The following is a 14155-nucleotide window of genomic DNA, read 5'->3' on the forward strand; positions in this document are numbered from 1 at the left end:
ATATTTATCGGTTTAAAAAGTCATCAGTACATTTGGTAGTACAACTAGCTACATTGTTATAATCGTGCTGTTGTCTACCGTTTGCGGCGGAGACACTTTTCATAGGGTGATTGCACAGTTTTTAACTAAGCAATCGCTCTAATCAACAGCTTCATCTACTCTTTTTCCGGTTGCCAGAATCGCAATTCGTCTCGGAAATACCTATCAGTCTTTTTTGATTGCTCCTTCCAACAATCCCAGGCAACCACCAACTCTTCGCCCAAATCCTCTACGACTTCACCCCTCTCGACATACAAAGTACGGTAGGGGTCAGTGTGGGCAACAATAGAACCAACGCCAATGGTGTCGGGTTGAAGGGATACGTTCTGGAGAGCAGTAATTAAATCAGTCTCCTCACTGGTCAATTCCGCCCAGTAGTCCTGTTTGATTACCTCATACTCTTGCGCCACCGCCCAATAGTCCTCCCAGCTACACCCCGGTTTAGCCAGCACTGCCCTAACCCTGTTTTGTCACTCTGGCGGTAGTATAATAGCGTACAAACGCTAGAACCAAGATACAGAGTATGGTACAGCCTCGTCCAGCCGCACCAACAGTCAAATTCGTGGACGAATATTGTCAATGGTATAAAAGCCTGTTTCCAGATGTTAGGAGCTTCGAGGCTTTTAAGTACCTTCATGTAGGGTGTATTTCTGAACTAAAACGGAAAACCCTACCAGAAATAGCAAAAATTGTAGGATTGGATAACCAGCAAAGTTTGCATCATTTTTTAACTACATCACCGTGGGATATAGAGAAGTTAAGAGCTTTGCGATTAGAGCTAATTTTACAAGTTCTAAAAGGTAGACCAATCATTTTAATTATTGATGAAACAGGGGATAAAAAGAAAGGGAATAAGACAGATTATGTGAAACGACAGTATATAGGAAACTTAGGAAAAGTAGAGAATGGAATTGTAGCAGTAACAGCGTATGGTGTATTCTGTGGAATGACCTTTCCTCTGCTGTTTGAAGTATATAAGCCTCGTGAAAGGTTAAAGCCAGGGGATAAGTACCGCACTAAGCCTGAAATAGCAGCAATAATGATGAGAAAGCTAGAATCAATGGGTTTTAACTTTAACTTAGTACTGGCAGATAGTTTATATGGTGAAAGTGGTAAGAACTTCATAGCTGTATTAGATGAACTCAAGAAAAAATATATAGTAGCAATTCGCTCAAACCATTGTGTAAAATTACTTCCAAGACAACATACTCAATATTTGAAGTGGCATAAGTTTAAACGAGTATTTTCTGATCTGAGCAGTGAAAATAGGTTTATCAGAGAAATAATTTATGGTAAACGTAGCGAAAATAGGTACTGGCAGATTACCACAGATCGAGAAAAGTTACCTGGTAACACTACTTGGTATGTGATGAGTAGATACCCAGACCTTACACCAAGAGATGTAGGAAACTTTTATGGTTTAAGAACTTGGGTTGAGTATGGGTTGAAGCAAAGCAAGAATGAATTAGGTTGGGCAGATTATCGGCTAACTCACTACCCGGATATTGAACGCTGGTGGGAGATTGTTTGTAGCAGCTATTTAATGGTTAGCCTACACTCTGAACAAATCCAGTCTTCTATGCCAAAATCTCCATCAAAATTAGCTTCACATCCCTGGTGGAATGATGAAAAAGGCTGGAAGAATATTCTTAACAATCTCCGTTTAATAATTCAACCTTTTACCTTATTTAACCTAATATATCCCTGGTTAACAGTTTTTCCTATTCCCCAATTGTCTTTGGGTTTTTCTAAACTTCAATCTATTATTTATAACCTCACCAGTTCAATTTTTATATCTCTGACTCACCCTGATTTCTACTTTTCCTCTGCCTAGAGTGACAAAATAGGGCTAATCTCACTAACCGCTTGGGGTAGCATTTCCAATTGCTCGGCTCGATATGCGATCGCTGATTGTGTTGGTTCACTCCCTAGAATTATGGCCGCAGCTTCAAGCGCCTGGGTATTGTTCATCGCTTCGCTTAAGTTTTTCAATGCCATACCCATTAAACGTAAGCATTCCTGTGCATTCTCTTTTGGTGGTTCCTGGGCTAGCGATCGCAGATCAATAGTTTTCTCCAGTGCTTGCTTCACCTGTGCTTGCTTCACCTGCTTGTTCAACGCTTTACTCGCTTGCTGGGTCATGGTATTTCCCCACTGCTGCGTTCGCGCAGCGTCTGCCAGATTCCCAATAATTGCTATGCCAAGTCTAGAATGAATTCACTTTTACTTAGACTAAAAACCAAATCAAGGTATTATATTTATCCAGTATTCTGTAGTATAATTATTTCTGAAACATTCCTTTAACTGCTTAGTATGTTATCAAATGAGCAACGGCTTAGATTGGAAAAAGACAGAGATTCACTTCAAGAAGAGTGGGATATTAGAAATGATAAATTAACTCTAATACGCAAAGGCTTGGCTATTGAAACTGATGCATCGACTAAATTTAAGTATGAACAGCAGATTAAACAAGAAGAGAATGAGCTTAAAAAGCTTACTGACAGGTTAGATGAAATTGAAAAGCAGTTGCAGTCTGCCTCATCTATACCTGTAATCTCTGAGTCGGAGAGGATACAGCAGAAAATATTGATTTTGACAGCAATCCCTCATGGACTGCGTTTAGATAGAGAAATTAGAGAGATTGAGGAAGCTATTAAACGATCCACCAATCGGGATTTATTTGAGATTAAAGTTAGAACTGCTGTACGTCCTCAAGATATCCGTCGTGCTATTGCAGAAGAACAACCTCAAATAGTTCACTTTTGTGGGCATGGACTGGAAGATGGCAGTTTACTCTTAGAAGATGATAGGGGAAATAACAAGCCAATAGCAGCATTCGGGTTAGCATCTTTGTTTAACTTGCACACTGATTATGTTAAATGCGTATTGCTTAATGTTTGTTATTCAGAAAAACCTGCTATGGCAATTAGCCAGTACATTGATTATGTAATTGGGATGAATAACCCAATTCAAGACAGCGCAGCAATTAAGTTTGCTCAAGGTTTTTATGATGGATTAGGTTATAAAAACTCAGGAAATCAAGATTTATTTCAAAGAGCTTTTGATGAAGGCATAGTTGCTATTAAAATGGAAAATCTTGCACAAGCCTTGATCCCCATTTTACAAAAAAAAACTTTAAATGAACATGAGATAAAGGAATTATCAGGTATTCCTGTTACTGGTAATATAGCATTACAAGTAGGAGTAGATTACACTAGATTATCTGCTTACTTATTTGAATCTACGGAACTAAATGCGAATGAGCTACAAAAAGATAGACTTGATAAAATTCCTGTTATTGGTAATGTAGCATCAGAAGTAGATATAAATTACACTGAATTACGAAATTTATTAAAAAAAAAGACTTTTGGCAAGCTGACAAGGAAACTACAAATATAATACTTAAAATTGCTAATCGAGAAGAAGAAGGATGGTTAAGAGAAGAGGATATTAAAAATATTTATATACGCGATTTATATACTATTGATCAACTTTGGTTGACATCTAGTAATGAGAAATTTGGATTTAGTATTCAAAAGAAAATCTGGATGGAATTATGTGAAAACCGTGATGTACATATTCGTTCAAAACTATATGATAAATATAAAATATTCAAGCTTTTTCTAAAAAAAGTGGAATGGAATGAAGATAACAAGAAGATTAAAATAACATTTGATTTAAGGGCAAAGGAAGGACATCTACCTTTGGGACTGTACGTAAAGACAAGCAATAATGCTAAGTTACACCAAAAATATGAAAGAATCACAGAGAGTATTATCTATCCAATATATGGATATCCAAATACCCAATTGATAAGAAATACCGACAGATATAATTTTTTTCTTGAATCAGTAGTTATCTGTTTTTCTACCTTCGGTTCAGTTATTGTTCTTTTTGTTATGCTTATTTCCCAAATCCCTTATCTTCCTAGCGTGATGATTTGTTTGAGTTTAATGCTTATTTATTTGGGATTTTATTTTTCTGTTTTTTTCAAGAATGATGGACAAAGAGAACAAGAATGGGACATGAAATATATTGCGCTTCTCTCACGCAAAGACTTGTAAAGAATATGAATTTTCACTTGCCACCTTAAAGGAAAAATGCCAAGTTCAGTTACAAGGTAAGAATAGGCAAATAGAGATTTACCGTCAGCAAAGTGCTAATTTAAACGAGATTATAAAGCTCTTGGCAGGCAAAGCTAGTTATGATCTGCTAAATTCTCAGATTGGTGGAAGCCTAATTAACGCAGAAAGAGTCAATGCCGAGCAATTAGGTGGTAACATTCATAACAACGACGCTTAAATCTGCCTAAACAGACCCATGCCGGACTCAGAAGACCCAAAGCAAGTCTCCAAGAACGACTTACGCAATTCCCAGTTTGGTGGCGGGTTGATTAATGCTGGCACAGTGAATGCTGGGCAAATTGGCGCTGACATCTACAACATTCACTTTGGGCAGCAGATGACAGCATCAGGTAATTCAGTCCAGTCGCAGAATCAACGCCAGCGATCGCAGTCCGAAAAAGATTCACTCGAAAAAGCTTACACCCTTCAAAGCCAGAAAGTTGCAAATCTACGAACAGCGCTGGTTATTGAAACCGATGTAACACGCAAGTTTCAATACGAACACCAGCTTCAGGCAGAGGAACGCACCCTGAAGGAACTTTGTGACAAGTTGGATGCAATCGAACAACAGTTGCAAACGAATGATAACTCTGGGTTAGCGGCAAACACAACAATATATATTGAAAGATCACCCATTGAGGACAAATCCTATAAAGCAATCGTGCAACCAGGAGCATTGATTCGTCTCAAAGCCCCGCAGAGAATGGGTAAAACATTACTGCTGGAGAAAACCCTAGACTATGCAAGACACCAGGGTTATCAAACTGCGAAAATAGATTTACAACTGGCTGATATTGATATTCTGGCTAACTTAAAAGCATTTCTACAATGGTTGTGTGTTGATGTCGCTGACAGTCTAGAACTAGAACCGCAACTAAATAAACACTGGCAAGAGGTTTTTGGGCTGAATAAAAACTGTACCCGTTATTTTCAAAAATATTTATTATCACTTACTGATACTCCCTTAGTTTTAGCTATAGATAACTTTGAGCGACTGTTTGAATATCCAGAGATTTTCCCTCAATTCTGTTTGTTGCTGCGGGGATGGTATGAAGCAGGGAAACAGGGAGACAAGATTGGTAATATTTGGAAAAAACTGCGGTTAATAGTAGTTCATTCGACTGAATCTTACCCTTCTTTAGACAGTAATCATTCCCCGTTTAATGTGGGATTGGCAATTGATTTACCCGAATTTAACTTGCAACAAGTAACAGACCTTGCCAAACAGCAAGATTTAGGATTACTAAAAGAACAAGACTTGGCTCAGTTGATGGAGTTAGTTGGGGGGCATCCTTACTTGGTACAGTCAGCAATAACCCATCTCAAAAGCCAGCAAGTGACCTTAGAAGAACTCTTGAGACTTGCGCCAACAGAGCAAGGAATCTTCAGCGATCACTTGCGACAACAACTGTGGCATTTACAACATAATCCTCAGATTGAAATAAGGTATAAAAAAGTAGTAATTACGAATGCACCCGTGAGGTTAGATACTGAAGTTGCGTTTAAGTTGCATAGCTTGGGTTTGGTAAGATTTATTGGTAATGATTGCGTTCCTAGTTGTGATTTGTATCGTCAGTATTTCTCAACTCGTTTGGAGTAGGTAAATCGTGGTTGACCAATACATATTCTCTGGAAGTCTACCTGAAAATGCCAGCACCTACGTCATACGAGAAGCTGATACACAGTTATATGAAAGGCTGAAGGAGGGAAAGTTTTGTTACGTACTGAATTCCAGGCAGAGTGGAAAATCCAGCTTGCGTGTGCGAACCATGCAGCGATTGAGAGAGGATGGCGTACAGTGTGCGGCAGTTGACCTTTCTGCTGGAGGTATTCAGAATGTCCCTCCCGAACAATGGTATGCAGACTTAATTGACACGCTCATTGACAGTTTTGGATTAGATTTAGATTTTGGTGATTGGTGGGAGGCGAATCAGTTAAATTCGCTAGTTACAAGATTTCGCAAGTTTTTAGAAGAAGTATTACTTATTGAAGTTCAAGAAAGTATCGTTATTTTTATTGATGAAATTGATAGTGTACTCAGTCTGAATTTTCCCACAGATGACTTTTTTGCATTGATTCGTGCCTGTTACAACAAACGAGTTGATAATCCTGAATACAATCGCCTCACTTTTTGTTTACTAGGGGTCGCATCACCGACCAGTTTAATACAAGATAAGAACCGTACCCCGTTTAACATTGGTAAGGCTATCTCCCTCAAAGGCTTTCAACTGTATGAGGCTGAACCATTAGAGAAGGGTTTGCAGGGAAAGTTTAATAATCCTCAAATAGTAATGCAAGAAATATTGCAGTGGACGGGGGGGCAACCATTTCTGACTCAAAAGCTGTGTCAATTCATAGTTGAAGAATCTGAGCAAGAAAACCCTCGTTCAGTAGAGCAAGTTGTCAGGTCGCGGATTATTGAAAACTGGGAATCACAGGATGAACCTGAGCATCTGCGAACGATTCAAGCCAGGATTTTGCGAGATGAACAACGGGCAGGTTACTTATTAGAACTGTACCAGCAAGTCAGGCTGAGTGAAGAGCAATCCGAGGTAATAGCAGATGATACTTTAGAGCAGAGCGAGTTACAGCTTTCAGGACTAGTTGTAAGACAGCAAGGTAAGCTGAGAATTTATAATCAGATTTATCGTGAAATCTTTGACTTCAATTGGATAGAAAACCAATTAAATAATCTCCGCCCATATTCTGAGAATTTTCGTTTTTGGGTAGTTTCTGGAGGTATTGATGAATCACGGTTGTTGCGGGGCAAGGCTTTACAAGAAGCGGAAGAATGGGCGAGGGATGAAAACTTAAATTATCAGGATAAACAGTATTTAGCAGCAAGTAAAGAGAAAGAAATTCAGGGGAAAATTACTGCTCAAGAACAAGAAGCTGCTTTTGAGAGAGAAAGGAAGGACAGGGAGGCACTAGAGCAAAGAAATGAATTACTTAGTAAGGCTAATAAGAAAGCTCAAATAATTATTAGAAATGGGACTATTATTTTAATTTTAACTGTATTTGGAGCAGCAATTCCAGTGACAATGGCTGCACTAGAAGTCAAAGAAGCTCAAAAGGAACTTAAAGAAGCTCAAAATAAACTTAAAGAAACATACACATACGTTGCTTATCCCAAACAACTAAAAGAATTGTCGGAAAAATTATCAGGGAAGGGTTTGTCTGAGCAAAGTACTCAAATACAAGAAAAAGCAAATATAAAAATTAAAGACTATCAACTTGAACAAGTGTACCTTCATGCTACTAAATCGTTAGCTTATCAATATCTTGAAGATTGGGAATCAGCAAAAGAAGCTATGAAACAGAGTATTAATTTTTTAAAAGGATGGGAGTACAATAAAAACAAAAGAGAGAACTTAGAACCAAACAATGAATTCTTGCAGACAAAGATATTTGCTTTGAGTGTTGAAGGTAATTTGCTAAGGAGACAAGACAATACTCTTAATCAAGCAAAGGAAACTTACCAAGACGCATTTATACTCCTTCAAAAATATCCTCAACTCAAATCTTTCCAATCAGCCCCAAAAATTATTGACAATAAGATTATTAAATTTGTTCATCGTAATTTAATTGAGTTACTCTCCAAGAATAATAAAGAATCAGAATTTAGTAAAAAAATAGAGCAACTTTCAAAAAATAATACAGAATTAGAATTTAAGAAACAAGTTGAAGCATCTCTTACCGAATATTTATATGTTGAAATCGAATATTATTTGAAGAATAAAGATTGGGAGTCGGCTGACCAACAAACAAACCAACTCATGCTCAATATTGCTAAACGAGAAGGACAAGGATATTTAGATTATTCAGACATCGATAGATTTTCTTGTCCAGACCTGCAAAAGATAGACAAGCTTTGGTTCAATACAGACAACCGTTTTGGCTTTCGTGTGCAAAAGGAAATATGGATCAGTACTGACAATAGGCTGGGGATAACACCAGAAGACTGGACAGACAAAGATAATGAAAAACATCTTCGGTTCGCCAAGACAGTAGGATGGTATGCTGAAAAAGCAAGTGGAGACAATCAAGCAGAGAGAACGGTTTGGGTGTCTTATGAGGAACTGAGGAAGCGAAAAGGTATAAAAGAAAACCCAAATACACAGGTTAGGGGTAGCCTACCCATTTGGATTGCAGGAATATATGAAACTGGAGTTTGGGAAGTCCAAAACCGAACCTTGGTCTCTTCTTCTTTCGCACAGCGACTTGTAAAGTGTAACATATAGTCTTTTTAGAAGTTTGTAAACAGTTATTGCAGCCTCATTTTCCACGTAATAATCAGCATTTCATAAATCCGATACCTAGCACTGGCACTGTCTGATTGTCTGATAGCGAAAAAGACTTCGCGGCATTCCAAGCGAGTGAGGCGAAATTCCCGGTTGTTGCACCGAACAGTAATGTGGTAACAAAATCCAGCTTTCAGATCACGTTTTGGGCGAGGCATTGTAAGTACAACGAAATACAATACAAGTAGTATACAATTTGTGTTTTGCCATTCTTCCAGCTACTCCTCCCAATCCACCAACACCCCATCCACACAAGCGATACCCCACTGCGGAAACTTCACCAGTAACTTCTTGATCACAATCTGCAAAGCCGGATCATCATTCCAGCACTCCTGCAAGAACTCAAACCCCGGATTCTGCCCCGAATTCGTCGCAACTTTGAGTTTCTGCATCCGCTCCGGTCGCATATTTGCCCTTGCAACAATCGCCTCGTGTGACCACTTTTCACCATTAGGGACAGACGCGGCGGAACCTTCGCCTTCATGATCCGCTTTCACTTCAAGGACAGAGACTTGATTTCCTCCCGATAAGGAAGCAGACTCACCCTGTTCTACTTGCCCCGGTGTTTGATTAGCGATCGCAGAATCAATACCTTCGCCAATTTACGAGGTTGAGTTGATGTATTAACGTCCTGTTCTCAACGGTTTGGCAAAAACAATAAGTCCTAAAAATTCTTTCAAGGTTTCCCGCAAGCATTTTTTTTATGTCTTGTCGCAGCATCAATGGTTTGAGCTTCCAAGCAACCTTGTCAGCTAAACGCTTATGTATGAGTCATTTTGCCGTTTTTGCCAAAATTTTTCTAGGCTCTTATTTTGGCAAAGGTATTGAGAATTTAAAGATTTTTCATTTTGTGCAACGGGTGCGGCGGAACAAGCATCTTCATGACAGCCTTTCTCATCAACACCACAATCCTGGTTTTCAACCAACAACGAAGTAGACTGACTTGGTGCAGCTTCCACAAGCGTCAGCGATGTACAATCATTCGCCGTAGGCGAGTCTTCCTCCTTCTCTGACACGCTTACAACAGTCTGAGGCGACGCGACCCCCAAGGGAGCGATCGCCGTCTCATCTCCATGCGAAATTTCTGTAAGCGTGTCAGAGTTACACCTCACAAACTCTTTTGTAGAGTTTGTGAGGTGTTCCTGAGCAGTTCGTGAGGGTTCACAGAACCCTTGCTCTGACTGTCTTTTACCCAAAATAGACGCTTCATACAAAGCACGCATTTCTTCACAGCCAGCATCTATCTCTGAATCCCCAGCATTTGATTCTCGTTTTTCAGCATCTAATTCTCGTTTCGCAGAATCCCCTTTTTCCCAAAATTCCTTTATCCGACTGCCATGTAAATTCTTGACAGTCCACCTCATAGTTTCCCGGCCATCTTCTATGGACTTGTCTGGCTTGAAAATGAATAGTCCACTGTCGGAGAGAATTTTCTTCGCAGAGATAAAAGTACTGTAGCCCAAAGCAGAAGTCAAAGGCATCCACCGGGAGCCATAAGGGTCAGCCGTCCAACACTCCTGCCACAATTGCGTAACTGAAGGCTTTTGCTGGGAAGCCCATAACATATCTTCTATGGGAATAATCACATGAAGCCTTTTATACGGTGACTGTGGTTTAGCGGCAGCAGCCTTTTTGGGCTTAGGTCTGGTAATAGTTGCAGTCATATTTCAATCTCCTGTTATATTGACGCACGAAAATTTCCCCCATTGCGGTCACGGGGCTTGGTACTTGTATTTGGTTGTCTAAAAAGTTACCAATACACTAAAAGCCTATTCAGGTTGCCAGAATCGCAACTCGTCTCGGAAATACCTGTCAGTCTTCTTTGATTGTTCCTTCCAGTGATCCCAGGCGACGATTACCTCATCTCCCAAATCCTGAATCACCTCGCCTCTGGCAACATACAAAGTACGGTAAGGATCAGCATGGGCAACAATAGAACCAAGCCCGATTATGTCTGGTTGAGAGGATGCTTTCTGGAGTGCAGTAATTAACTCTGTTTCCTCACTGGTCAATTCCGCCCAGTAGTCTTGTTTAATCACCTCATACTCTTGCGCCACTACCGAATAGTCCTGCCACGTACACCCAGGCTGTGCAAGCACCCGCCGAATATCACTAACCGCTTGGGGCAACATTTCTAATTGCTCGGCTCGATATGCGATCGCAGTTGGTGTCGGCTCACTCCCCAGAATTATCGCTGCTGCTTCTAACGCTTGGGTGTTGTTCATCGCTTCGCTTAGGTTTTTCAAAGCCATGCCCATGAGCCGTAAGCACTCCTGGGCATTCTCTTTTGGGGGTTCTGCTGCAAGCGATCGCAAATCAATGGTTTTTTCCAGTGCAAGCTTGACTTGCTGGGTCATGGTATTTCCCCATTCTTGAGAAGGGCGTTGTTCTACGGCGTGTTCTAATTCCTGAATGCGTTGCTGAAGTTGCTGATTCTCAATTTCTAACTGCCGTAGCGATTCCATTTCATCCAGCCGTTGCTGTAACTGAACGTTTTGCTCCCTTTGTTGCTTGTACAGGTTTTGCAAGGATGAGATTTGCTCTTGCACTTGTTCTTCTGCCCTGGCTGCGGCCTCTGTTTGCAAACCAATTCTCAATTCCTGAGAAAGTCGCTCTAACTCCTGTTTATGGCGTTCTTCAATAGCAGCGATCGCTTCGGTATATTCTGCGGGGTAAGTGCGTTCTCTGGGAAAGGGAACGCTAGGGGCATCCAAATCAGCATTGTTGATCAACAACCTCTCACCATCAGCAAAGGTGACAATCTGTTGCCAGTGATTTGGAGCCGAAGCCTCAATCACTCCCGAATCCCCATAACGAGGGTGTGACTGTTGTGAAACAGTGACAGAATTACGCAATTGCGTTTTTGGGTTTTCGCTTTTTGCGGCGCGTTTAGCTGTTGGTGCGACTTGCTGCACTGCTTTGGCGAAGTCTGCGGCAGTGGGGAAGGGTTTTTCTTGGACTGCGATCGCAACAGCTTGCTCTAACTTGTCAGGAGTTTTGACCAGTCGAAGTAAGGAACGGGTTTGAGAAGGCTTAGTAATCTTGTCTTTCAGTTCCTCTGGCAGAGTATCAACTACTTTCTTCGCAGACAGCAAATCTCTGACCCGGCGATATCCACCGTGCTTGGTTAGTTCTTTTTCGCAATAATCTTCAAAACTGGCATAACCAGCATCAGAGTAATAGCCGTTATTCCGCATCACCCGCAGTTCTTCTATTGCCTGCCACTCGAAGCGGTCTATGGCAGCAAAGGTATCTTGGATGCTGGTATTGAGAATGTTGTAATCGAGTGCTGATGTTGTTTCGGAACGGTTTAGTGTCAGCATGATTTTACCTGTATGTGCTGTATACACACGGGAAATACTGGTCAATGCAAATGAAAACTGCTGTATTCTCAGCAATTACTTTTTATTGCCTTTGGAAAAGCGTAATTATTTTTGCCATAACCTCCTTAAAATAAGTTCACAAAACAATTTGACGGCTGGAATACTCATGCCGTCTATGAATTCTTGTATAACTGAACTGGTTGATTGAACTCACAGTACAAAAACTATCTTGCCACATGACAACTGAAAGTGCAAATATAAAAGTAAAAAATACAAAGGAGGTAATTATGGTTCCCCTGGACTGGGTTGTTATGCTTGCGTGGAATAAAGAATGTGGAAATAGCCTAAGACTGTTACGTGGCAAGAAGTCTAGGCGTGAGATTGCAGATGCGCTTTTGAGCCAAAAGGTTGAATGCTCTCAAGAATACATTAGAAAGCTGGAGAATGGCGAAGCAGCCTCTGTTTCAACAAAAATCATTACAGCAATCGCCAAAACTCTTGGTGTAGAACTGATTGAGATTATGTCTGACTTACGTGTTGAAGTTTCCAAAAATATTTGTACTTCTAGTTGATTTTTGTACTCTGAGTTGTTATTATAGAGATATGAAAACAAAAGACGACCGCCCCAGCCTACGAAACTTGTGCGATCGCCCTTTGACCCTTTGCAGGAATCTATATTATGACTCAATCAGTTTACACACAGCAAACGGCTTCTAGCTTCAACTACAACACACCAACAACAGTTACAGAAGTTCCCTTTAAAGATGAACAAGCCCAAGCCCAAGCAGAACTCGACAGCTATCTCGAATCCCAAGCCGAAGCTGTAGCCCCCACCCAAGATCCTCTCACCAGCAGAGATCGCCGCATCATTGGCGAGATTATCGAAGTGGAACCCGAATCAGTCCGCACCATCTGGATTGAAGGCGGGATTACGGTATGGGTGCAGTTAGTCGGTAGCGGACGACTACCCTTTGATAGGGACTGGTTCGCAAAAAGAATTGCAGAGGTTAAAGGGACACTTCCAGAAACTCCATTGGAGCGCAATGAACGCCTCGGCGATGAATTAGAAAAAGCTTGTGTCAAGTTCAACCTGTGGCATCCCCAGATTGATTGGTTATCCTTCAGTACTAAACTTTACCGAGATAATCAGCTAGTAGGCTACATCGGTTGCAATTACCAAGGCTGGTATTCCAGACCCCGCACATACGGCATGAACAGATTCGCATCGAGTGCAGAAGAAGCGATTACGTTTTTGGGAGTCCGATCAGCTGTAGCAGCGTAACCACTGACATAAAAAGGGCGATTGCACATCAAGACAATTGTAATCGCCTCTACAGCGTAATAGGTAACAAACATCACAATGGCATACACCACAGAAACTACGCCCTCTCTTCAAGTAGCCGAGTTGGATGATTCACCAGAGAAAATTTTTCTACCGCCAACAGACCCGAATGCAGAGATTATCGAAATCCCTGGTTACACGCTCGTTTACGTCAATGGAGCCTGCCCCAAGAATTATCGAGTGTACAAAGGCGATTCGATGATTGGGGTGATATTTCAGCACATTACCCACTGGTCTAACGCTATGGATCAGATTCGGTACGCCCAGGCAGAAGAAGCAGCAGTTGGGTTGGATGACTTCATGAAAGTAGCAAAGAAATCCAGAGTTACAGATAAAGCCATAGCAGCATAGTCAACTTCACCAATTACAACCATGCAACCAACAATCACCATTCCTCAAGGCTGGAAATACCCCTGTTTCACCTTGAGACAACGTGCAGAACAAGGACTGATCATCGGCATCAAGTATTACCCAAGCGATAGTCTTTTAGCATACGAATATGGCGAAGGCTGGCGGTACATCGTCATGCCTGACATCAATTCTATTGATGAAGGAAATCACTTAGAGAACGAGATTAAATTACTGACACCGCAGGAATTGAGAGCAGAGATTCAGGCTGAAATAGAAAAATGTCTACGCCAACTTGAACTGCTTAAGTACGAATTAAAAGCAATTCCTGGAGACATAGCTAATGGCTAAACTGCCCAAAAACTGCTCTGACCTCACGGCTGCTAGCTTGCTGCTTTTCTTGCGCCGCTATGGTGGTTCTGCTCCTTTACACAGCATTAATTTCTCACGAACAGTAATCCAATCATTACTCGATAGAGAACTAGTACGAGTGCAGAATACTAAACACGGTTTTTTACTGACAATCACACAAGATTCTGACAAATTGCCGACTAACTAAGCCCATTAACTCATTCAAACAAATACAGCCATCACTTTGCACACATGGAAACTATCAAAATCAACAACAAAGGTAATTGATAACAAACAAAGGTGATTCAGCTTTGAGTCGCCACTAGC

13 protein-coding genes and 3 pseudogenes are annotated in these 14155 nt (G+C 40.9%); 10 read left to right on the top strand and 6 right to left on the bottom strand.

What is annotated here, in order from left to right; translation table 11 throughout:
* Positions 1-155: 155 nt before the first annotated feature.
* Positions 156-500: pseudogene (locus tag FD724_RS36875) on the bottom strand (hypothetical protein); the annotation flags it as partial.
* 62 nt (positions 501-562) lie between these two features.
* Between FD724_RS36875 and FD724_RS36880 the strand changes: the two are divergent.
* Complete coding sequence (locus tag FD724_RS36880; protein ID WP_179076593.1) at positions 563-1873, top strand: IS701 family transposase; 1311 nt, start codon at positions 563-565, stop codon at positions 1871-1873.
* Positions 1874-1875: 2 nt separating this feature from the next.
* Here the strand turns inward: FD724_RS36880 and FD724_RS36885 are convergent.
* Positions 1876-2202: pseudogene (locus FD724_RS36885) on the bottom strand (hypothetical protein); the annotation flags it as partial.
* 177 nt (positions 2203-2379) lie between these two features.
* Between FD724_RS36885 and FD724_RS41420 the strand changes: the two are divergent.
* The 4 genes from FD724_RS41420 (at position 2380) to FD724_RS41425 (ending at position 8404) form a co-directional block, all read left to right on the top strand.
* Positions 2380-3438 (top strand): CHAT domain-containing protein, encoded by a 1059-nt coding sequence (locus tag FD724_RS41420; RefSeq protein WP_256874734.1) that lies wholly within the window; start codon positions 2380-2382, stop codon positions 3436-3438.
* A complete protein-coding gene (locus tag FD724_RS36895; RefSeq protein ID WP_256874767.1) occupies positions 3438-4103 on the top strand; it encodes a GUN4 domain-containing protein in 666 nt (221 codons plus the stop codon). Before FD724_RS41420 ends, FD724_RS36895 begins: the two co-directional genes overlap by 1 nt.
* Before the next feature lie 256 nt (positions 4104-4359).
* Positions 4360-5763, top strand: coding sequence for an AAA-like domain-containing protein (locus FD724_RS36900; protein WP_256874735.1), 1404 nt, complete (start codon positions 4360-4362; stop codon positions 5761-5763).
* 7 nt (positions 5764-5770) lie between these two features.
* A complete protein-coding gene (locus tag FD724_RS41425) occupies positions 5771-8404 on the top strand; it encodes an AAA-like domain-containing protein (RefSeq protein WP_256874736.1) in 2634 nt (877 codons plus the stop codon).
* A 106-nt stretch (positions 8405-8510) separates the two neighbouring features.
* On the opposite strand, the pseudogene FD724_RS42255 reads toward FD724_RS41425, so the two are convergent.
* From FD724_RS42255 to FD724_RS36920, 4 genes and pseudogenes are all read right to left on the bottom strand, one after another.
* A pseudogene (locus FD724_RS42255) lies at positions 8511-8622 on the bottom strand (transposase); the annotation flags it as partial.
* Positions 8623-8682: 60 nt separating this feature from the next.
* Complete coding sequence (locus FD724_RS36910) at positions 8683-8961, bottom strand: hypothetical protein (protein WP_256874737.1); 279 nt, start codon at positions 8959-8961, stop codon at positions 8683-8685.
* Between the two features lie 255 nt (positions 8962-9216).
* The gene (locus tag FD724_RS36915; RefSeq protein WP_256874738.1) at positions 9217-10128 is read right to left on the bottom strand and encodes a hypothetical protein; all 912 of its coding nucleotides are present in this window, start codon (positions 10126-10128) and stop codon (positions 9217-9219) included.
* Between the two features lie 105 nt (positions 10129-10233).
* Complete coding sequence (locus FD724_RS36920) at positions 10234-11787, bottom strand: hypothetical protein (RefSeq protein ID WP_179076594.1); 1554 nt, start codon at positions 11785-11787, stop codon at positions 10234-10236.
* A 236-nt stretch (positions 11788-12023) separates the two neighbouring features.
* On the opposite strand from FD724_RS36920, the gene FD724_RS36925 reads away from it, so the two are divergent.
* The 5 genes from FD724_RS36925 (at position 12024) to FD724_RS36945 (ending at position 14036) form a co-directional block, all read left to right on the top strand.
* On the top strand, positions 12024-12359 hold the full coding sequence (locus tag FD724_RS36925; protein WP_094344365.1) for a helix-turn-helix domain-containing protein: 336 nt from the start codon (positions 12024-12026) through the stop codon (positions 12357-12359).
* 107 nt (positions 12360-12466) lie between these two features.
* Entirely contained in the window at positions 12467-13069 is a 603-nt protein-coding gene (locus FD724_RS36930) for a hypothetical protein (RefSeq protein WP_256874739.1), read from the top strand.
* A gap of 78 nt (positions 13070-13147) precedes the next feature.
* A complete protein-coding gene (locus FD724_RS36935; RefSeq protein WP_179076595.1) occupies positions 13148-13480 on the top strand; it encodes a hypothetical protein in 333 nt (110 codons plus the stop codon).
* A gap of 21 nt (positions 13481-13501) precedes the next feature.
* Positions 13502-13828 carry a hypothetical protein gene (locus tag FD724_RS36940; protein WP_179076596.1) on the top strand — a complete coding sequence of 109 codons (327 nt, stop codon included), beginning with the start codon at positions 13502-13504 and terminating at the stop codon, positions 13826-13828.
* Positions 13821-14036, top strand: coding sequence for a hypothetical protein (locus tag FD724_RS36945; RefSeq protein WP_225892958.1), 216 nt, complete (start codon positions 13821-13823; stop codon positions 14034-14036). Before FD724_RS36940 ends, FD724_RS36945 begins: the two co-directional genes overlap by 8 nt.
* Positions 14037-14155: the final 119 nt, after the last annotated feature.

The sequence above is a fragment of the Nostoc sp. C057 genome, assembly GCF_013393925.1.
GTDB lineage: Bacteria > Cyanobacteriota > Cyanobacteriia > Cyanobacteriales > Nostocaceae > Nostoc > Nostoc muscorum_A.